General features: G+C 66.0%; 17 protein-coding genes and 2 pseudogenes. 9 read left to right on the top strand and 10 right to left on the bottom strand.

Annotated elements, in window-relative coordinates:
• Positions 1–9 precede the first annotated feature (9 nt).
• From OMP44_RS06700 to OMP44_RS06690, 3 genes are all read right to left on the bottom strand, one after another.
• On the bottom strand, positions 10–381 hold the full coding sequence (locus tag OMP44_RS06700) for a response regulator (RefSeq protein WP_133859381.1): 372 nt from the start codon (positions 379–381) through the stop codon (positions 10–12).
• A gap of 11 nt (positions 382–392) precedes the next feature.
• Positions 393–1,142: a methyl-accepting chemotaxis protein gene (locus tag OMP44_RS24880; RefSeq protein ID WP_252977305.1), complete on the bottom strand. Its 750-nt coding sequence runs from the start codon at positions 1,140–1,142 to the stop codon at positions 393–395.
• Positions 1,143–1,707: 565 nt separating this feature from the next.
• Positions 1,708–2,475 (bottom strand): FCD domain-containing protein, encoded by a 768-nt coding sequence (locus OMP44_RS06690; RefSeq protein WP_187979011.1) that lies wholly within the window; start codon positions 2,473–2,475, stop codon positions 1,708–1,710.
• A 221-nt stretch (positions 2,476–2,696) separates the two neighbouring features.
• Here OMP44_RS06690 and OMP44_RS06685 point away from each other — a divergent pair, with 221 nt between their 5' ends.
• From OMP44_RS06685 to OMP44_RS06670, 4 genes are all read left to right on the top strand, one after another.
• Positions 2,697–4,391, top strand: a complete 1,695-nt coding sequence (locus tag OMP44_RS06685; RefSeq protein WP_273862897.1) for a lactate permease LctP family transporter — start codon at positions 2,697–2,699, stop codon at positions 4,389–4,391.
• 215 nt (positions 4,392–4,606) lie between these two features.
• Positions 4,607–5,431, top strand: coding sequence for a (Fe-S)-binding protein (locus tag OMP44_RS06680; RefSeq protein WP_280307070.1), 825 nt, complete (start codon positions 4,607–4,609; stop codon positions 5,429–5,431).
• Entirely contained in the window at positions 5,428–6,882 is a 1,455-nt protein-coding gene (locus tag OMP44_RS06675; protein ID WP_187979008.1) for a LutB/LldF family L-lactate oxidation iron-sulfur protein, read from the top strand. Before OMP44_RS06680 ends, OMP44_RS06675 begins: the two co-directional genes overlap by 4 nt.
• Entirely contained in the window at positions 6,879–7,547 is a 669-nt protein-coding gene (locus OMP44_RS06670; RefSeq protein WP_187979007.1) for a LutC/YkgG family protein, read from the top strand. Before OMP44_RS06675 ends, OMP44_RS06670 begins: the two co-directional genes overlap by 4 nt.
• 168 nt (positions 7,548–7,715) lie before the next feature.
• Here the strand turns inward: OMP44_RS06670 and OMP44_RS06665 are convergent, their stop codons facing one another.
• The 3 genes from OMP44_RS06665 to OMP44_RS06655 form a co-directional block, all read right to left on the bottom strand.
• Entirely contained in the window at positions 7,716–8,186 is a 471-nt protein-coding gene (locus OMP44_RS06665) for an MEKHLA domain-containing protein (protein WP_280307067.1), read from the bottom strand.
• A 108-nt stretch (positions 8,187–8,294) separates the two neighbouring features.
• Positions 8,295–9,416 carry a YncE family protein gene (locus tag OMP44_RS06660; protein ID WP_280307065.1) on the bottom strand — a complete coding sequence of 374 codons (1,122 nt, stop codon included), beginning with the start codon at positions 9,414–9,416 and terminating at the stop codon, positions 8,295–8,297.
• A gap of 101 nt (positions 9,417–9,517) precedes the next feature.
• On the bottom strand, positions 9,518–10,522 hold the full coding sequence (locus OMP44_RS06655; protein WP_280307064.1) for a ribonuclease Z: 1,005 nt from the start codon (positions 10,520–10,522) through the stop codon (positions 9,518–9,520).
• Positions 10,523–10,708: 186 nt separating this feature from the next.
• Here OMP44_RS06655 and OMP44_RS06650 point away from each other — a divergent pair, with 186 nt between their 5' ends.
• Positions 10,709–11,953: an acyl-CoA dehydrogenase family protein gene (locus OMP44_RS06650; protein WP_280307062.1), complete on the top strand. Its 1,245-nt coding sequence runs from the start codon at positions 10,709–10,711 to the stop codon at positions 11,951–11,953.
• A 57-nt stretch (positions 11,954–12,010) separates the two neighbouring features.
• Here OMP44_RS06650 and OMP44_RS24875 read toward each other — a convergent pair.
• Positions 12,011–12,406, bottom strand: a pseudogene (locus OMP44_RS24875) (methyl-accepting chemotaxis protein); the annotation flags it as partial.
• A 144-nt stretch (positions 12,407–12,550) separates the two neighbouring features.
• Positions 12,551–13,237, bottom strand: a pseudogene (locus tag OMP44_RS24870) (PAS domain-containing protein); the annotation flags it as partial.
• Between the two features lie 301 nt (positions 13,238–13,538).
• Here OMP44_RS24870 and OMP44_RS06640 point away from each other — a divergent pair.
• The 4 genes from OMP44_RS06640 (at position 13,539) to OMP44_RS06625 (ending at position 17,135) form a co-directional block, all read left to right on the top strand.
• Complete coding sequence (locus OMP44_RS06640) at positions 13,539–14,705, top strand: acyl-CoA dehydrogenase family protein (protein ID WP_273862901.1); 1,167 nt, start codon at positions 13,539–13,541, stop codon at positions 14,703–14,705.
• Between the two features lie 10 nt (positions 14,706–14,715).
• Positions 14,716–15,801, top strand: a complete 1,086-nt coding sequence (locus OMP44_RS06635) for a sigma-54 interaction domain-containing protein (RefSeq protein ID WP_280307060.1) — start codon at positions 14,716–14,718, stop codon at positions 15,799–15,801.
• Between the two features lie 76 nt (positions 15,802–15,877).
• Positions 15,878–16,738, top strand: coding sequence for a pirin family protein (locus OMP44_RS06630; protein WP_280307059.1), 861 nt, complete (start codon positions 15,878–15,880; stop codon positions 16,736–16,738).
• Between the two features lie 55 nt (positions 16,739–16,793).
• Positions 16,794–17,135, top strand: a complete 342-nt coding sequence (locus OMP44_RS06625) for an FKBP-type peptidyl-prolyl cis-trans isomerase (protein WP_187978999.1) — start codon at positions 16,794–16,796, stop codon at positions 17,133–17,135.
• A gap of 13 nt (positions 17,136–17,148) precedes the next feature.
• On the opposite strand, the gene OMP44_RS06620 is transcribed toward OMP44_RS06625, so the two are convergent.
• On the bottom strand, positions 17,149–17,337 hold the full coding sequence (locus OMP44_RS06620) for a hypothetical protein (protein WP_187978998.1): 189 nt from the start codon (positions 17,335–17,337) through the stop codon (positions 17,149–17,151).
• Between the two features lie 223 nt (positions 17,338–17,560).
• Positions 17,561–20,236, bottom strand: coding sequence for a glycoside hydrolase family 5 protein (locus tag OMP44_RS06615; protein ID WP_488803451.1), 2,676 nt, complete (start codon positions 20,234–20,236; stop codon positions 17,561–17,563).
• Positions 20,237–20,510: the final 274 nt, after the last annotated feature.

The following is a 20,510-nucleotide window of genomic DNA, read 5'->3' as shown; positions in this document are numbered from 1 at the left end:
CCAGGGCCATCAGGGCATGATCAGCTTGGAAACCGCCGCCAGCATCTGCGCCGGCTGGAACGGCTTGACCATCCAGGCCTTGGCACCGGCGGCCTGGCCGGCGGCCTTCTTGGCGGCATCGGATTCGGTGGTGAGCATGATCACCGGGGTGAACCGGTAGGCCGGCAGCTTCTTGGCCGCGGTGACGAAGGTGATGCCGTCCATGTTGGGCATGTTCACGTCGCTGATGATCAGGTGCACCTTGCGACCGTCCAGCTTGGTCAGGGCATCGCGGCCGTCGCAGCCTTCGATGACGTCATAGCCCGCGCTTTTCAGGGTCATGGACACCACCTGGCGGATGGAGATGGAGTCGTCGACGATCAGAATGGTCTTGTTGCTCATGACAGCTTTCCTTAAAAGAACGTGATATCGGATTCGGCAGCGGCGGCGGCCGGTCGCTTGCCGTGGTGCACGGCGACCTGCTCGGCCATGGTGTAGGTGCGGGCCAGCTCGGCGAGCCAGCCACGGGTGTCGAGGGTCGGCAGCGGCTGACCGCTGGCAGCCAGGGTGCGACGGTCGATCACCAGGCGCTCGAGGCGCGCCTGGTCGTCACGGATGTGGCCGAGCATCTGGCTGACGCGATCCTGGAATTGCAGGGCGACCAGCACCTCGGCAATGGCGCCGCCCACGGCCGCGGCGTTGTCGGCCAGGGCATCGCTGCGCTCGACCACGTCACGGGTGGTGCCGCCAAAGGCGCCGATGACCTGCTCGATGGTCTCGCCGGACTGGTTCAGGGTGCCGGTGTCGCGTTCGGCGTGGAGCTGCGACAGTTCCAGGGTGCGGGCAATGGCGCCGTTCACCGTTTCCACGGTTTCGCCGATCTTCTGTCCGGTATCGCCGGACAGGGTGGAGAGCTTGCGCACCTCGTCGGCGACCACCGCGAAACCGCGCCCGGCTTCACCGGCCCGGGCGGCTTCGATGGCGGCATTGAGGGCCAGCAGGTTGGTCTGGCGCGCCACGTCGCCGACGTCCTTGGCCATGCTCTTGAGTTGTTCGGTCAGACCGGCCAGGCCGTTGACCTCGTCCAGCAGCGCGCCCTTGCTCGACAGCGCCTCGCGCAGCGAGTGCAGGATGCCGTCGAGCTGGTTCTGGCTGCTGGCCATGAGATTGACCAGGCGATCGCCACCGCCATGATCGGCGCCGGCGACGCTGTGGATGCGGTCGGCCAGTTCGGCGAAGCGACTGGTCAGGCTGACGATTTCCTGCTCGGTGTGGGCCCGCGCCGCTTCGATCTGCTCGGACCATACCGGCAGTACCGCCACGCAGAGGGCTTCGAGTGCCTCGTCCCGACCGCTGGCCGGGCTCTGGCTCACGGCCTGGTCGGCGGCGCGCTCGGCGTGGCGCGCCTGGGCGCGACGCAGCTGCCAGAAGCCCAGACCGGCGGCAAGCACCACCTGGGTGGCACTCAGCGCCAGGGTGGTCGGCGTCACGCCGCCCACGAACAGGATCGCGCCGGTACCGCAGGCACCGAGCAATGCAGGGGTGAAGGTAAAGTCGACGAGCGAGGGCGAAGAAGAGGCGTGTTCCACAGGAGGGTACCGGTCTAGACGCCAGCGAAGGCGGGAAGGTGTGACCGGGTTATCAGCTCTGGAACGCTAAACTTTAGCCGCGGACGCTCAACTTATGCTACTAGCATAATGACATCATGATGTTTTCCGCCAGATTTTTCTAGAGCTCATCTCGCCGTTTGGCCCGTGCTAGACGGCCTGCCATGGCGCCGGCCTCCTCCAGAACCTCCCGCACATAGCCCAGATGACGACTCGCGGCCTCGCGCGCCGTTTCCGCTTCACCCGCGACAATCGCCTGGTAGAGCGACCGGTGCTGTTCCAGCAGGCGCTCGCGGGTTTCGCCCCGCTGCGCCTGCATGCCGCCGATATTGGTCACCATGTGATGGCGCAGCAATTCGAACAGGCTGCGGATGCTGTGCAGGTAGACGGCGTTGTGACTGGCCTCGGCGATGGCCAGGTGAAAGGCCGCATCGGCCTCGCCCTCCTCTTCCCGGGTCAGGGTCTCGCGCCGCCGGTAGCAGTCTTCCAGGCGTTCCCAGGCCAGGGTCAGCCGCGCCAGGTCCGGCTCGGTGGCGCGCTGGGCGGCGTAATAGGCACAGGCGCTTTCCAGGGTGTGGCGAAACTCCAGCAGATCGCGGCGGGTTTCCTCGCGGCTTTCCAGCAACGGTAGCAGGGGATCGGTGAAGGCACTGTTGAGCGCCTCGGTGACATAGGTGCCACCGCCCTGCCGGCTGAGCAGCAGGCCGCGCGCGATCAGCTTCTGGATGGCTTCGCGCAGCGAGGGTCGCGATACCCCGAAGCGCTCGGCCAGCACCCGCTCGGCCGGCAGGCGCTCGCCAGGTCGCAGAGAGCCTTCGGCGATCAGCGCCTCCAGGTGCTTGACGATGTCGTCCGACAGACGACGTTGCTTGACCGGTTCGAACCCCATGAAAAACCTCGAAAAATGCCGCGGACGATGGCGGACGTCCGCCAGCCGGGCGGTACTGGCCGACGAAAGTCGCACATCAAGGGGTTTGACAGAGGCAAAGACCCCGCTTAACGTGCGTGAAGTCGCTCTTGTAAATTGGTATTACCAATTTTTGCCACAGGTCGCGATCTTGTGCAACCCCGTCCTGCCGCCTCCCTACAAAAACAATCAAGGAGCACCCGATGGATACCTGGCAACAGATCTATCTCCCCCTGGGCAGCCTGGGCCTTTCGGCCTTCGTCGCCGCCCTGCCCATTCTGTTCTTCTTCGTCGCGCTCGCCGGTCTGAGGCTCAAGGGCCATGTGGCGGGCGCCATCACCCTGGCGATCGCCCTGCTCATCGCGCTGTTCGTCTATCGCATGCCGGTGGACAAGGCGCTGGCCTCGGCCGGCTACGGTTTCCTCTATGGCCTCTGGCCCATCGCCTGGATCATCGTCACGGCGGTGTTCCTCTACAAGCTGACGGTCAAGTGCGGGCAGTTCGACATCATCCGCAGCTCGGTGCTGTCCATCACCGACGACCAGCGCCTGCAGGTGCTGCTGATCGGCTTCTGCTTTGGCGCCTTCCTGGAGGGTGCGGCCGGCTTCGGCGCACCGGTGGCCATCACCGCCGCCCTGCTGGTGGGCCTCGGCCACAATCCGCTGAAGGCGGCCGGGCTCTGCCTGATCGCCAACACTGCGCCGGTGGCCTTTGGCGCCCTGGGCATCCCGACCATCGTCGCCGGGCAGGTGACCGGTATCGACGCCTTCAAGATCGGCGCCATGACCGGTCGCCAGCTGCCGCTGCTGTCGCTGCTGGTGCCGCTGTGGCTGATGTTCATGATGGACGGCATGCGCGGGCTGCGGGAAACCTGGAAGCCGGCGCTGATCTGCGGCGGCACCTTCGCCGTGTTCCAGTACCTGACCTCCAACTTCATCGGTCCGGAGCTGCCCGACATCACTTCGTCCCTGGCCGCCATGATCGCCCTCACCGCCTACCTCAAGCTGCGCCAGCCGCAGCACGCCACCGCCGGTGCCACGACCGTGACGGGCGGCGGTGCGGCCATGCTGGGGGGCGGTGGTGCCGGCTTCGGCCAGGGCGGTCGCCTGCCGCCGGAGCATCCCCTGGGTACCGTGATCAAGGCCTGGTCGCCGTTCCTGATCCTGACCGTGGTCGTCACGATCTGGACCACCAAGGCCTTCAAGGCGCTGTTCGCCACCGGCGGCGCCCTCTATGCCCTCGTGATCAACGTACCGGTGCCCTACCTGGACAAGCTGGTGCTCAAGACGCTGCCGATCGTAGCCACGCCGACGCCAATGCCGGCGGTCTACAAGCTCGACCTGCTGTCGGCGTCGGGCACCGCCATCCTGATCTCGGCGCTGATCTCCATGGCCATCTTCCGCATCAAGCCCTCGACCGCCCTGGGCGTGTTCAGGGAAACCCTGGTGGAGTTGCGCAAGCCGATCCTGTCGATCGGCCTGGTGCTGGCCTTCGCCTTCGTCGTCAACTACTCGGGCATGTCCACCACCCTGGCCCTGCTGCTGGCCGGTACCGGCGCGCTGTTCCCCTTCTTCTCGCCGCTGCTGGGCTGGCTAGGGGTATTCCTGACCGGTTCGGATACCTCGTCCAATGCCCTGTTCGGCTCGCTGCAGGCGACCACCGCGCACCAGATCGGCGTTTCCGACACCCTGCTGGTGGCGGCCAACAGCTCCGGCGGCGTGACCGGCAAGATGATCTCGCCGCAATCCATCGCCGTGGCCTGCGCCGCCACCGGCATGGTGGGCAAGGAGTCCGACCTGTTCCGTTTCACCGTACGGCACAGCATCGGCTTCGCCGTGCTGGTCGGCTTGATCACCCTGGCGCAGGCCTATGTGTTCACCGGCATGCTGGTGCACTGATCGTGCGTTTCCCGGCGGCGACCCAGGTCGCCGCCGGTCTTCTGGAGCCTTTTCATGATCTCGCGAGCTAGAGACAAACAAGGCGAAAAGGCCTGAGGAAGCGGAGTTTACGAGTGGTAAATGAGCATTCCGAAGGCCTTTTCAACGCGGTTTGGCCGACGCGCAGCAGATCATGAAAAGGCTCTCTTTTAACCGGGCCAACCCGGAGTAGCCTAATGAACGACCTCTTCCACAACGCCGCCCCCAACGCCACCCGCACCGCGCCACCGCTGGCGCCGCCGCGGACCTATCCGCCGCAGAAACCGACCCAGGTCTATCTGTTCGGCACCTGCGTGGTGGACCTCTTCTATCCCGAAGCCGGCATGGACAGCATCCGCCTGCTGGAGCGCGAAGGCATCCGCGTGCATTTCCCCCAGGAGCAGAGCTGCTGTGGTCAGCCCGCCTACACCTCGGGCTACACCGAGGAAGCCCGTGCCGTGGCCCGCACCCAGCTGGCGCTGTTCGCCGAGCCCTGGCCGGTGGTGGTGCCCTCCGGCTCCTGCGCCGGGATGCTGCGCCATCACTACGCCGAGCTGTTCGCCGACGAGCCTGACACCCTGCGGCAGGTAAGGGATCTGGCCGAGCGCACCTACGAACTGGCGGAATTCCTGCTGCACGTCTGCCAGGTCGACTACCAGGATCGCGGCGCCCCGACCAAGGTGGCGCTGCACACCTCCTGCAGCGCCCGCCGGGAGATGCAGACCCACCTGCACGGCCGCGCCCTGCTCGGCCAGCTGCAGGCCGTGGAGCGCGTCGACCATGACCACGAGAGCGAATGCTGCGGTTTTGGCGGCACCTTCTCGGTACGCATGCCGGACATCTCCGGCGCCATGGTGGCGGACAAGACCCGTGCCCTGCAGGACAGCGGTGCGGCCCAGGTGCTCACCGCCGACTGCGGTTGCCTGATGAATATCAACGGCGCCCTGGAAAAGCAGCGCGCTGCCCTGCGTGGCGAACACCTGGCGAGCTTTCTCTGGCGCCGTATCGGAGGTGCCGTATGAACGAGATGCTGAAGATCCCCCTCACCGACATCAGCGCGGCGCCCCCCTTCAAGACGCGCGCCCGCCAGGCCCTGGGCGACGACCAGCTCAGACGCAACTTCCGCACGGCCATGGATTCGCTGATGACCAAGCGCCTGGCCAGCATGAGCGATGCCGACGAGCGCGAGCGCCTGCGCGAACTGGGCAATCGCACCCGCGCCCGGGCGCTGTCCAAGCTGCCGGAGCTGCTGGAGCGCCTGGAAGCCAACCTCAAGCGCAATGGCGTCCAGGTGCACTGGGCCGAGACCACGGCCGAGGCCAACGCCATCGTCCAGCAGATCGCCGAGCGCCATGCGGCCAAACTGCTGATCAAGGGCAAGTCCATGGTCAGCGAAGAAATGGACATGAACCACGTGCTCGGCGCCCAGGGCATCGACTGCCTGGAATCGGACATGGGCGAGTACATCATCCAGCTCGCCGGCGAGAAGCCCTCGCACATCATCATGCCGGCCATCCACCTCAACCGGCAGCAGGTGGGCACCCTCTTCCACGAGCACCTCGCCGAGCCCTACACCACCGACGTCGACGAACTCATCCAGACCGGTCGGCGGGTGCTGCGGCAGAAATTCTTCGAGGCCGACATCGGCATCTCCGGGGTCAACTTCGCCGTGGCCGAGACCGGTACCCTGCTGCTGGTGGAAAACGAGGGCAACGGGCGGATGTCCACCACGGTACCGCCGGTGCACATCGCCGTGACCGGTATCGAAAAGGTGGTGGAGAACCTGCGCGACGTGGTACCGCTGCTATCGCTGCTGACCCGTTCGGCCCTGGGCCAGCCGATCACCACCTACGTCAACATGATCTCCGGGCCGCGCAAGGCCGAGGAGCTGGACGGACCGCGCGAGGTGCACCTGGTGCTGCTGGACAACGGCCGCAGCCAGGCCTTCGCCGACAGCGAATTGCGCCAGACCCTCAACTGCATCCGCTGCGGCGCCTGCATGAATCACTGCCCGGTCTATACCCGCATCGGCGGCCATGCCTATGGTGAGGTCTATCCCGGCCCCATCGGCGCCATCATCACCCCCCACCTGGTCGGCCTGGAGCAGGCGCCCGACCACCCCAGCGCCTCCTCGCTGTGTGGCGCCTGTGGTGAAGTCTGCCCGGTCAAGATCCCGATTCCGGCGCTCTTGCGGCGCCTGCGCGAAGAGAACGTCAAGGCGCCCAATGCCGAGCCGCACCTGCTGCGCGGCCAGGGCAGCAAGTTCTCCGCCCGGGAGCGCTGGACCTGGCATGCCTGGCAGAATCTCTACACCTCGCCGCTGCTCTATCGCGGCTTCAGCTACCTGGCCACCCGCTTCGGCCGCTTCGCCCCCGGCCAGCTCGGCCCCTGGACGGAGCACCACAGCGCGCCCAGGCCGGCATCGCGCTCGCTGCACGAACTGGCCCGCGACCACCTGGAGAAACGCCCATGAGCGCCCGCGACAACATCCTCGCCAAGCTGCGCGGCAGTCTGCAGGGCACTCAGCCGCTGGCGGACACCTTCGATGAAGCCCTGGTGACCGAACCCTGGCGCTATCCACCTGCGGAGCGCGTCGCCCGCCTGCGCACCCTGATGGAGACGGTGCATACCGAAACCCACCTGACCACCGCGGCGGACTGGCCGGCGCTGGTCGAGCGCGTCCTCGCCGAACGGGGTCTGGATCAGCTATTGATCGCTCCCGGCACGCCCCACGGTGCGCGCCTGGTGGAGCGCTGGCAGGGCGACGGCTCACCGCGCTGGAAGGCCTACGATCGCCCCGTGGAAGAGTGGAAGGCCGAACTGTTCAACGACACCCCGGCCAGCCTCACCGGCACCCTTGGCGCCCTGGCCTCCACTGGCAGCCTGGTGCTCTGGCCGGATCGTCAGGAACCGCGCCTGATGAGCCTGGTGCCCCCGCTGCATATCGCCCTGCTCAGGGCCAGCACCGTGGTGGACAACTTCTACGAGTTGCAGCAACAGCACCGCTGGCAGGACGGCATGCCGACCAATGCCCTGCTGATCTCCGGGCCGTCCAAGACCGCCGACATCGAGCAGGTACTGGCCTATGGCGCCCACGGGCCCAAGGATCTGGTGGTGCTGATCGTCGAGGACAAGTGAAGCATCCGACCGGGATGAGTCGGGATAGCCTGGCATTACCCTCGCGTGGAAAACGCTGCGCGGTTTTCCACCCTACGACGTCAGACTAGGCGTAGGGTGGACAACGGCGCAGCCTTGTCCCCGAATTCGCCGATCTTCCGAGCGCAGCCGAGCCCAACGATCTTTGCCTCACTCCAGTTGCCCAATCCGCTGCGGGTCCGGCCAGAACAACGCCGCCTGCCCCAATCGCTGTCCGTCGACATCAAGCAGATTCCACACCACGCCGGCATGGATCTGGAAGGCCTCACCGTCTCGATCGATCCGCCAGCCCTCATAGCCACAGGCATAACCCTGGCGCCCCACCGCTTCCATCAGGCGCTGGCGCTCGTCCCTGTCCTTGGGTGAGGCGCTGAACCTGGAGGGCATGCCGATGAATTCGGCGCGGGGATAGCCGAAGCAGCTTAAGGCCTGCCGGTTGGCATAGCAGAACAGCGGATCGGCTTCGGTACCGTGCGCCAGCAGGGCATAGGGTGCCCGCTCATGCAGCCAGGCAGGAACGTCGGCCGCAAGTAATCCCGCAGGACGCGGCAGCGGCTGGCCGAGCCAGTGACGATAAGAGGCTTCCAGCAGCGGAAGCAGGCTGAGATCGGTCGCGGACAAGGTGGCGGCTCCTGGGTGGTGGGACCCACGCATTCAAGAGCAAGCCGGCGGGCTTGGGAAGCCCGGGGCCACCGCAGCAGGACGCTGCAGCAGCCAGGGCGGCGTGGTTTACTTCACCGCGGAGAGGTCGATGCGCACCACGCTTTCCGGTGCGGTGTTCATGTATTCCTTGTCGAAGGGCGTCTTCACCGTCGCATACAGCGTCTGGCCATCCGGGCTGACCAGCAGGCTGTTGGGATTGGGCTTGAGGTCGTAGGCCTTTTTCTCGGCGTAGGTGGTGGCGTCGAGGATCAGCAGCCGACCGGTCTCGCGCTGGGTGATGTACAGCTCATTGCGTTTGGTATTGAGCTTGATGGCCAGGGCGTCACCCACCGGCAGGCGCTTGATTACCTTGCCGCTGCGGATATCGAAGACCAGCACGGTCTTGGCCTCGGAATTGTCGGTGACGAACAGCTGGTGGTTCGCGCGATCCTCGGCCAGGTTCAGCAGCAGGTACTTGCCACCGTCACCCGGGGTCCAGCGGTGTTCGATCTTGCGGGTGCGCGGATTGATCACCAGCACTTCCCCACTGCCGTTGGCCGCATAGAGGCGCCCGGTGTCCTCGGAATACAGCAGGCCGGTCACCCACTTGCCGGCATTGGGAATGCGCGCCTTGAGGGTCAGCGTCTTGGCGTCCACCACCCAGATCACCCCCGGATCGCCGACACCGCCGACATACAGCAGGCCGTCATGCAGGATGACCTGGCGCGGATTGACCGGATGGCCGTCACGACCCATCTCGTTGAATTTCAGCCGTTTCTCCACCTTGCCGGTACGCAGGTCGATGCGGCTGAGGCCGCCGTCCAGGGAGTTGGTGACGAATAGTGTCTCGCCGCTGGCATCGGTGGTCAGGGCGAAGTTCTTCAGGTCGGTGTGGATCTGGCCAGTGATGGCCAGGGTGGCCGGATCCAGCTGGTAGATCACCCCGCCGGTGACGCCCTTGGTCAACTGGGCAGTCGCCGCATAGACCGACTGCTTGGCCGGGCTGTAGGCCAGCTCGTAGACGCCGTAGCCCAGCTCGATGCGCTTGAGTTCGGCCGGCGCCTGGGGCGCGGCGGGCTGCGCGGCGACAGGCGTCGGCGCGGGCGGCGGTGGCATCGGTGCCTCCGGGCGGCTGGAACAGGCTGCCACTGCCAGGGACAGTAGCGCCATGGCGCCCAGCGTCGAGACCTTGTTGAAAGACACCGCCATTTGCTTCTCCTAGGACGAGGTGCGAGGGATCGAAAGGATCCTGAAATGATAAACGTTCGCACTATGCCCAAGGAGAACAGGTCAGACAAGACCGAAGCGTTTCAGCCTCTTTCCTGCTGCGGTTCGCCATCCCCTGCCCCGCCGCTCTGGTCCAGGGCTTTCAGCCGGCCGTGACGATCCAGGCGAAAGCGCGCGAAATCCTCGGCCAGCTGCAGATGGCCGCCATAGCAGGCCGCGGCTTCCCGACGCAGCTCGTCGATGGACGGCGAACGCACCGCCTCGGCCTGATAGCGCGGACTGAAATGAGTGAGCAGCAGGGCCGGCAGCGCCTGCGCCTCGGCGAAACGAGCGATGCCGGCCGCGCTGCTGTGGCCCCAGCTCTGCCCGGTCTTGTCGATCTGCGCCTGGGCGTAGGTGGCTTCATGGACCAGCAGCTGAGCGCCCCGGCAGGCCTCCGTCAGCAAGGCGGGATCGTCGTTGTCTCCCGCCACCACCAGCCGCCGCTCGCCATGGGCCGCCTGCAGGAAGTCGGCGCTGCGCAGCAGGCGGCCTTCGTGCAGCACGTCCTCGCCGCCATGCAGCCGGCCCCACAGCGGCCCGCGCGGCACCTGGGCCGCCGCCAGGGCCGCGGGATCGAGGCGCTGCGGCCGACGGGTCTCGCGGAAGCGAAAGGCATGGCTGGGCACCCGGTGGGAGAGCGCGAAGGCGTCGATATCCCAGGCGCCCACGGCAACGCCGGTAAAACCCTCCAGGGCATGGAAGCGCAGCTCGAAAGGCAGGTGCAGCGCGGTCAGCATCCGGGTGGCGGCGAGCCAGTCATGGACCGCCTGGGGTGCGATCAGCAGCAGTGGCTGGCGGCGTCCGGTCATGGCGGCACTGGCCAGCAGCCCTGGCAAACCATAGCAGTGGTCGCCGTGGACATGGGTGATGCAGATGGCGCGCAGATCCGCCGCCGACAGCGGGGTGCGCAGCAGCTGGTGCTGGGTGGCCTCGCCGCAATCGACGAGAAACCAGCCCTTGCCCTGGTCCTCGATCAGGGCAAGGGCCGAGACGTTGCGCCGCCGGGTCGGCACCCCGGCCGAGGTGCCGAGAAACAAGAGGTCCATGGGGACTCCAGACAAAACGCCAGTCTAGCGTGGCCGACTCGCTGTCGCCCGGGCAACAGCGGCCAGGCACTCCTGCTGCCGGCCAGGCAGTCCATGCCCGGCAAACCCCGAAAAAGCGGCCTTTCAGGTCCTGGCAACGCTCTTGCAAAGCCTCTGGCGTCGACCTTCCAAACGCTGAGGATCACCATGAACCTGCCCGCTCGCCACCTGCCGCCCACCCCTGCGCCCAGCCCCGACTACGAACAGCTGGCCGCGCGCTTTCGGCCGCTTTTTGCCCGGATCGCCGAAGGCGCCCTGGAACGCGAACGCCAGCGCACCCTGCCCTATGCGCCCGTCGCCTGGCTCAAGGACGCCGGCTTCGGCGCCGTGCGGGTGCCCGTGGAGTTCGGCGGCAGCGGTGCCAGCCTGCCGCAACTGGTACGGCTGCTGATCGAACTGGCAGCCGCCGACAGCAATCTGCCCCAGGCGCTGCGCGGCCACTTCGCCTTTGTCGAGGATCGCCTCAACGCCCATGCCAGCGCTTCCCAACAGGTCTGGTTCGAGCGCTTCGTCGCCGGTGACCTGGTGGGCAACGCCTGGACCGAGATCGGTACCGTCAGGCTAGGCGAGGTCATCACCCGGGTCAGCCAGCAGGACGGTGAGTGGCGTCTCAACGGCACCAAGTACTACAGCACCGGCAGCCTGTTTGCCGACTGGATCGACGTCTACGCCCAGCGCGACGACACCGGCGACGACGTCATCGCCGCCATCCGCACCGACCAGCCGGGTGTGCGCCAGTCCGACGACTGGGACGGCTTCGGCCAGCGCACCACCGCCAGTGGCACCTCGATGTTCGAAAACGTGCGCGTGGCGCCGGAAAATGTCATCGACTTCGCCACCCGCTTCAAATACCAGACCGCCTTCTACCAGCTGGTGCTACTGGCCGTGATCACCGGCAGCGGCCAGGCGGCCGTGCGCGAATTCGCTGCCGAAGTACGGGGGCGCACCCGGGTCTACAGCCATGGCAACGCCAATGCGGCCAGTGCCGATCCCCAGGTGCAGCAGGTGGTGGGCAGGGCCTCGGCCTTCGTCTATGCCGCCGAAGCCGCGACCCTGGCAGCCGCCGCCGCGGCCCAGGTCGCTTTCGAGGCCCGCTATGCTGGGGATGCCGCCGCCGAGCACGCCGCCAACGTGGCGGCGGAACTGGAATCGGCCCAGGCGCAATCGGCGGTCGCCGAGCTGGTGCTGCGGGCCACCAGTGACCTCTTCAATGCCTTGGGCGCGTCGGCCACTAGCAGCCGCAAGGGCCTGGATCGCCACTGGCGCAATGCCCGCACCGCGGCCTCGCACAATCCGCTGATCTACAAGGAACGCATCGTCGGCACCTGGGAGATCGACGGCAGCGAACCGCCCTTCGTCTGGCAGATCGGCGGCGGCAGCAAGCAGGGCTGACCACCTGAATGCACAACGGCAACCCTGGGGTTGCCGTTGTGCATTCAGCGTGCGGGATCAGTTCGACAGCTGGCGGGCGAAGCGCCCCACGGCGCCGACCACCCGCTGGGCGCCATCCTGGATCTCCACGATCACCTGCCCGGCCTGCCCCGCCAGCTCCAGGCCCTGCTCGGCCTGACGCCGGCCGTTCTCGATCACCGTCACGGCTTCGCCGGCCAGTTGCTGGTTCTGCTGCACCACCCCGACGATCTCCTCGGTCGCCTTGCTGGTGCGCGAGGCCAGTTGCCTGACCTCGTCGGCCACCACGGCGAAGCCGCGGCCCTGCTCGCCGGCCCGAGCCGCCTCGATGGCGGCATTGAGCGCCAGCAGGTTGGTCTGTTCGGCGATGCCGCTGATGGTCTTGATGATGGTGCCGATCACCTGGGACTGGTTGTCCAGCGCCTCGATGCCCTTCACCGCCTCCTGCATCTGGGTGGCCAGGGCGCGCATCACCTCCACCGTCTGCTGCGCCACCGCCGCACCCTTGCGGGCGGTGTCGTCGGTATGCCGGGAGGTCTCGAAGGCTACGCTGGCGGCCTCGGACACCGCCTGTTCCTGCTGGACCTGATCGGTGATCACGGTGGCGAACTTGACCACCTTGTACAGGCGATCATGGGCGTCGATCACCGGGTTGTAGGAGGCTTCCAGCCAGACATCGCGGCCATGGGCATCCAGGCGCTTGAAGCGATCCACGACGAATTCGCCGCGACGCAGACGCGCCCAGAATTGCTGATAGGCCTCGGAGTTGGCCTCGGCCGGCTCGCAGAACAGCCGGTGGTGCTTGCCCTTGATCTGCGCCAGGGAATAGCCCATGGCCTGCAGGAATCTGTCGTTGGCGTCGAGCACCTCGCCGTCGAGGTTGAATTCGATGACCGCCGTGGAACGGCGCAGCGCCTTGAGCAGGCTTTCGTGCTCGCGCGAGGTCTCGATGGTTCTCGTCAGGTTGTTGCAGAACAGTCGGAAGCGCGTCACCTGGCCCTGGCTGTCGTGGAACGGGTGCAGGATGCCTCTCAGCCAGGCTTCCCGGCCATCGCCACGCAAGAGATGCAGCGCCCCGCTATAGGGCTCGCCGCGGCTCAGGCACTGCTGCAGGCGACGGTTGTACTCCTGGTTTCTGACATGCGCCGGCACCAGATCCAGGAGCGGACGACCCAGCAAATCCGCGGCGCGCAGGCCCATTTCCTGTTCGAAATTGGCGTTCACCGCGGTCACGCGGCCCTGGCCGTCCAGCTCCAGGCCAATCATCTCGACGTCGAGCTCGGCCTTCAGTCGCTTGAAGGAATCCACCTGCTCGCGGAGACGCTGCAGTTCTTGTTTTAATCCTTTGTTGAACATGACACGCCCCTGGTCGGGAGATTGAGTTAATTCAGTGTCGGCAGCCAACAGTCAGGGCTTAAATGAGATAGCAAAAAAAGATGACCAGGCGGTCGGAATGCAAGATGGGTGGCGCCACGCCATTAACTAATAACAAAAAAATATTTCAACTAAGGGTTTGGCTCGCATTACGTTCTAACACCTGCGACCCCCTCCACCGCACGAGTCCCTCATGTCCGATGCCCTGCTGGATCCCCTCACGCCCCTGCTGGAACGCTTCGCCGCCACCGCGGCCGAACGCGATCGTCAGGGCGGAACGCCCAAGACCGAGCGTGACGCCCTGCGCCAGAGCGGTCTCCTGGCCCTGAGCATTCCCCCGGAACTGGGCGGCCTCGGCGCCACCTGGGACCAGACGCTGGAGGCAGTGCGGCGGCTGGCCCGGGTCGACAGCTCCCTGGCCCACGTCTTCGGCTTCCATCATCTGTTGCTCGCCACCACCCAGCTGTTCGGCCAGCCTGCGCAATGGCGACCCTGGCTGGAGAGCACCGCGCGCGATGCCCTGTTCTGGGGGAACGCGCTCAACCCCCTGGATCGCCGTACCCTCGCCCGCCGCCACGGCGATGCCTGGCAGGTGGATGGCCAGAAGAGCTTTTGCAGCGGTGCCCTGGACTCCGATCTGTTGCTGCTCTCGGCGCTGGAGAACGATGACAGCGGACGCCTGCTGATTGCCGTGGTGCCTACCGGGCGCGCCGGCATCCAGTTGTTCGACGACTGGGACAACAACGGCCAGCGCCAGACCGACAGCGGCAGCGCGCGCTTCGACGGCGTACGCGTCGAACAGCAGGAATGGCTGCTCGACCCCGGCCCGCTAAGCACGCCTTTCGCCTGCCTGCGGCCGCTGCTGGCCCAGCTGATCTTCGCCAACATCTTTCTCGGCCTGGCCGAAGGCGCCTTCGCCGAGGCGCGCCGCTACACCACCACCCAGGCGCGCCCCTGGTTCAAGTCAACGGCCGCCAGCGCCAGCGAAGACCCCTACATCCTACGCCACTACGGCGAGTTCTGGGTCGCCCTGGAGAGCAGTCGGCTGCTGGTGGAGCGCGCCAACGGCGCCTTCGCCCAGGCGTGGCAACAGGGTACGGCCCTCACCCCAGCGGCACGCGGCGAACTGGCCGTCGCCATCGCCACGGCCAAGGTCGCCGCCAGCCGGCACGGCCTCGATCTCGCCAGCCGCCTGTTCGAGGTCGGCGGCGCCCGGGCCACCGCCGGTGCGCTGCGCCTGGATCGCTACTGGCGCAACCTGCGCACCCAGACCCTGCACGATCCGGTCGACTACAAGTTGCACGAGCTGGGCGAGTGGGCCCTCAACGACACCCTTCCCACCCCCAGCTTCTACTCCTGAGGAATCCGCGATGACCCTGCTGACCCTGACGCGCACGCCCGAGGTGCCCCGCTACCGCGCGACCGCCCAGGTGTTCGCCGATCCCAAATCGCGCGACCTGCTCGCCCACCTGGAAAAGATCGCCCCGAGCGACGCCAGTGTGCTGGTGATCGGCGAGACCGGTACCGGCAAGGAACTGATCGCCCGGCATATCCATGCGCTGAGCCACCGCTATGCCGGCCCCTTCGTCGCCGTCAATTGCGGCGCCTTTGCCGAGAGCCTGGTCGAGGCTGAGTTGTTCGGCCATGAGAAAGGCGCCTTCACCGGCGCCCTCACCGCGCGCGCCGGCTGGTTCGAGGAGGCCAACGGCGGCACCCTGTTTCTCGACGAGATCGGCGACCTGCCGTTGTCGGTGCAGGTCAAGCTGCTGCGCGTCCTGCAGGAGCGCGAGGTGGTGCGGCTCGGCTCTCGCCGCAGCCTGCCGCTGAACGTAAGGATCGTCGCCGCCACCAACGTCCCGCTGGAGCGGGCGGTGGCCGAAGGCTCCTTTCGCGAAGACCTCTGGTACCGCCTCAATGTGGTCAGCCTGCCGCTGTTGCCGCTGCGCCAGCGCCAGGGCGATATCCTGCCGCTGGCCCGGCACTTCCTTCACGCCTATGCCCAGGCGCCGGTCGCCCTGACACCGGCGGCGGAGCGACGCCTGCTGGAACACCCCTGGCCGGGCAATATCCGCGAACTGGAAAACACCCTGCAGCACGCCCTGCTGGTCAAGCCTCAGGGCCAGCTGGAAGCCAGCGACCTGTCCTTCGTCCAGCGGCCCAGCCTCGTTTCGCCAGCGCCACGCCCGGTCGAGACGGCGCCAGTGGACAGCCTGCTGGCCAAGGCATTCGCCCAGTTGTTCGAAGAGCAACCGGAGGCCCTGCACGAGCGCGTCGAAGAGGCCCTGGTACGCGCGGCCTATCGCTTCTGCCATCGCAACCAGGTCCACACCGCGCGCCTGCTGGGGCTGAGTCGCAACGTCACCCGCGCCCACCTGATCCGCATCGGCGAACTGGTGGTCAATCACCGTCGCCCGCTCGCGGTCCGGCCGGAACGCGAGGTGCGCTTCTCCATCTGAAGGGCGCTCTTCACGCCTGGGGTACCCGCCTGCCGAGGTGCCCCTTACACTGGGGTTTTGCCCCGCGAGGCCCCGCATGACCGCCCGTACCCTGCAGCACCGCCATCCCGCCCGGCGTGACGACATCGGTGACCTCCAGACCCGCCGCCCGCTGCCGGGCCCCGGCCTGCCGCATCTGGATCCCTTCCTGTTCCTCAACCACCACGGTCCCCAGGTCTATCCGCCGCACAATGCCGGCCTGCCCTTTGGTCCTCATCCCCATCGCGGCTTCGAGACGGTGACCTTCATCCTCGCCGGTGCGCTGGCCCACCGCGACAGCGGCGGCCACGAAAGCGTCATCGAAGCCGGGGGCATCCAGTGGATGACCGCGGGCAGCGGGCTGGTGCATGCCGAACTCTCTCCCGCCGCCTTCAAGCGCGATGGCGGTGACCTGGAGATCCTGCAGCTGTGGGTCAATCTGCCCGCCCGTCTCAAGTTCACGCCTCCGGCCTACCAGGGCGTCACTGCCGAGGCCATGCCGCTGATCGAAGAGGATGAAGGCCGGGTGCGTATCCGACTCACCTCCGGCACTCACCAGGGTGTCCAGGGCGCCGTGCAGACGCCGACGCCCATCACCCTGATGACCGTCGAGATCGCCCCCGGCGGCCGCGCCACCCTGCCCGCTCCCGCGGGTGCCATGGTGTTCTGCTACAGCGTCCGCGGCACCCTGCAGATCGCTGGTCATGACGAAGCCCCCTGGCAGCTGTTCGAATTCGCCGATGACGGCGACCACCTCGAAGTCGCCAGTCGCGACGGCGCGGTACTGCTCTATGGGCATGCGGCGCCCTTTGCCGAACCCATCGTCGCCCATGGCCCCTTCGTCATGAACAGCGCCGAGGAGATCCGCCAGGCGATCCGCGACTACCAGGCGGGCCTGTTCGGCGACGTGCCGGAGTGAGCCCGCCACAGGATCGCACTCAGGCTAGAATCCGGCTTTTGCCGGGAGCATAGCCATGAGTGACGAATTGCGGATCGAGGATCTGGTAGTGGGTGACGGCAAGGCGGTGGTCAAGGGCGCCCTGATCACCACCCACTACGAGGGCTGGCTGGACGACGGCACCCTGTTCGATTCATCCCGCGCCAAGGGCCGGCCCTTCCAGTGCGTGATCGGCACCGGCCGAGTGATCAAGGGCTGGGACCAGGGGTTGATGGGCATGCGGGTGGGCGGCAAGCGGCGCCTGGAGGTACCGGCGGCGCTCGCCTATGGCGAACGTCAGGTCGGTGCGCTGATCAAGCCGCACTCCAGCCTGACTTTTGAAATCGAATTGCTGGAAGTCTTGACGCGGGACGATTGAGGCCTGGCCGACTTCAGTTCGGTGCCTTGGTATTCCGGCGTACCAGCTCGAGCTGGGCTTCGAGCACGCTCAGCCGGGCAAACTCACGGGTGTAGATGACGAATTGCTCCTGAAAGCTCTGCCGGCTCCGGGCGAGATCCTGTCGATGACTGCGAATCTGCTCTTCGAGCGTCTGCAGCCGCTGCTGGGTGGTTTGCGTCATGGCACCTACTCCTTGTGCTTGGGGTGTCAATCGGACTCTAACCGTGCCCTGACAAATCGAGCTAGAGCCGTTCGTCGTCGCTAAACTAGCGCCACAGAGCCGTTTCGTATCGTTGATGCGCTTCCGTGCTGCGTGAAAGGCGCGTTTTTCCTTACCGATCGGTCAAGAAAAAAGCAACGAACCTCGAGAGGTTCGTCGCCTTCAGGACAGGCTCAGCGAAAAGCTAGCGCGGGCCTACCGCCGTGCAGGCGTTGCTGGCATCGACATACTTCTTCAGGGTCGGCCACTGCGGCCGCTCCACGCCATTGACCGGCTCCACCGCCAGCGGGGCAGCTCCCCAACCCGGACCCGCCGCCCAGTAGGTCAGCGGCATGCAGTTCTGTTGCAGATAGGCCAGCAGATTGTCGGTGGCGGTCAGCCAGCGGCTGTCGCCAGCCGGTACGCCGAACTCGGCGATCATGCCTCGCTTGCCGTTGCGCTTGAGCCATTCGACGAAGGGCTTGACGCGATTGACCCCTACCTGCGGATCGAAGTTGTTCATGTTTTGCGCGGCGTAGCTGCCACTGCCATCCTCATCGAGGTAGACGTTGGCTGCGTAGATGATGTTGTTGGCCGGATCCTTCAGATTGAGCAAGGCATTGCTCGCGCTCGGCCAGTTGGCCGCGCTACCCCAGGCATTGCCCTGGACGATCACCGGGTGGGTGCGGTCCATGGTGCGCACCCCGTCGATGCCGGACTGCGCCGTCACCGGCCAGCTGCTGTCGGCGCCATTGGGCTTGCCCATGATGTCATAGCCATAGAGCGCGGCATGGTTGCCCCACTGGTAGGCCAGACGGTACATCAGATCCCAGTAGTTGAAGTTGGTGACGGTACCGGTGCCGATCAGGGTGCCCTTGTAGCGCCCGCCGTTATCCAGCGCCAGGATCACCTTCATGTTGTACTTCTTGGCCAGCTCCAGTACCTGGGTGACCTGCTGGGTGTACGCCCCTTCCAGGCTCCCGAAGAAACGTGTCTGCAGACGTTCCCAGATCACCGGAAAGCGGATCAGCCGCACGCCCTTGGCGCTCCACTGCTGAAAGTTGGCCTCGCCCGGCATGATGTAGTTGACGTTGAGGACCCCGGGCAGCGTCTGAGGCGCAAAGGCGGCACCCGAGAAGTTCAGCCCCAGCAGATTGAGCTTGGCGCTGTTGGCAGGCGTACCGCTCGATCCCGTCGGCGCGGCCGCGGAACCGGCTGCCGGCGTGGTAGAGCCCGTGGATCCCGAGCTGCCGGTTCCGGTGGCAGGCTTCACCTCGACCACCGGCGCCGTCGCGGCCGGCGTCGCGCTGCCGGAGTTATTGCTGGAGTTGCTGCCCGAGCTGGAGCTGCCCGTACTGCCCGTCGTGGTCCCGGGCACCGTCGCCGGCGTGCCGGAGGTGGTGGTGCCAGTCTTCAGGGTCTTGGGATAGCCATAGGCATTGCCGTCGAGCTGCGGGCTCTCGATGAAGACGCTCATGTTGCTGCCGACGACCTGGGCATAGGTCACCTTGTAGCTCTTGCCATCGGCTGGCGTGAGCTGTGCGCCCACCTTGAAGGCGCCCACGTTGGCGGCCGACGCCGGAATGGAGAAGCCGGCCGACTTGCGATAGACGCCATGCAGCCAGTCTTCGTTGGTGAAATCGTTGATCGAAGTAGTCACCCCGGTCGTGGTCGAGTCGCCAGTATTGCCGGTGCCCGCAGGGGTACCGGTGCCCGTGCTGCCACCGCTGCTCGAACCGCTGCTGCCGCTGCTGGAGCCACCGCTGCTGCCCGTGGAGCCGCTGGAGCCGCCCGTGGCTCCGGTGCCACTGGCCGGCGTACTGCCGGCGCCACTGGCAAGCGGGCCGATGGCGGTGCAGCTGCTGTCATCGATGTATTTCTTCAGGGTCGGCCACTGCGGTCGGTCGGCACCGTTGACGGGCTCCACCGACAGGAAGTAGTTGCCCCAGCCCGGACCCGCCGCCCAGTAGGTCGAAGGAATGCAGTTCTGTTTGAGATAGGCCAGCATTCGGTCCATCAGCGGCAGCCAGCGGGGGTCGTTATCCGGCACGCCGAATTCGCCGATCATGCCCTTCTTCTTGTTCTTCTTCAGCCATTCGACGAAGGGGCGCACACGCTCCACGCCGTAGTCCTGGCTCAGCTTGCCGACATCGATACCGGTGTAGTTGCCGCCGGCGCTCTCGTCGAAATAGGAATGCGCCTGGAAGATCAGGTTATCGGACGGATCCTTGAGCGCCAGCAGGGAGTCGTTCCACAGTGGCCAGCGGGTTGCCTCCGACCAGCCATTGCCCTCGATCATGATGGGCTTGGTCTTGTCCACCGCGCGGACCCCGTTGATGCCGTACTGGGCGGCGATCGGCCACTGGGCCATGGAGTCGTGGGGCTCGTTCATGATGTCGTAGGCGTACAGCGACGGCTGACTGCTCCAGCGCTGCGCGATCCGGGTCATGATCTCCTGGTAGCGGTCATAGGGCACCGCCGCGCTGCCGATCACCGACCCGCGATAGAAGGTGTAGTTGTGCAGGTCGAGGATGATGCGCATGCCGTACTTCTGCGCATTGGCGAAGGTCTGGTCCACCAGCGCCGCATAGGTCGGGTCCAGCGGACCGCCCAGCACCGGTTGCAGGCGCTCCCAGATGATCGGGAAGCGGATCAGCTTGATGCCCTTGCCACTCCACTGCTTGAAGTAGGCCTCGACGGGAAAGATGTAGTGGGTGCCATTGACGCCCGGCAGTACCTGACCCGCGAACCCGGCCCCGGACAGATTGAGGCCGACCAGATTGACCTGCTCGGCCTTGGCACCGGTAGCCAGGGTCAGGGCGGCAACGAAGGGCAGCACCTGGGCGGCCCTGAGGGAAAACTTCAGGAAGGATGGATTCATCATCACCAACTGCGCTAAATCGACAGCGCGCTCCCTGAACACTGGCCGATATGAAGTGAGAGAAGAGTCGCGCAGTTATGCCTGACGCGACGTTGCCTCCAGGCACCCTGACCTATACAAGCCACATGCCAACTTCATAGTCAATGACTATGGCCACTATTTAGACATCATCAAGAACAAATACAAGCAATTGATTATTAATGATTTTTTCAAATAACCGCTCATCGCCGCCGACAGATGAATCCTTTCACCTAGAGTTGTCAGCGCTTCAACT

It is taken from the genome of Pseudomonas flavocrustae, from assembly GCF_029872515.1.
Classification (GTDB): Bacteria; Pseudomonadota; Gammaproteobacteria; order Pseudomonadales; family Pseudomonadaceae; genus Chryseomonas; species Chryseomonas aestiva.
Note: the sequence above shows the minus strand (reverse complement) of the source record. Positions and strands in the feature narration are given on the sequence as shown.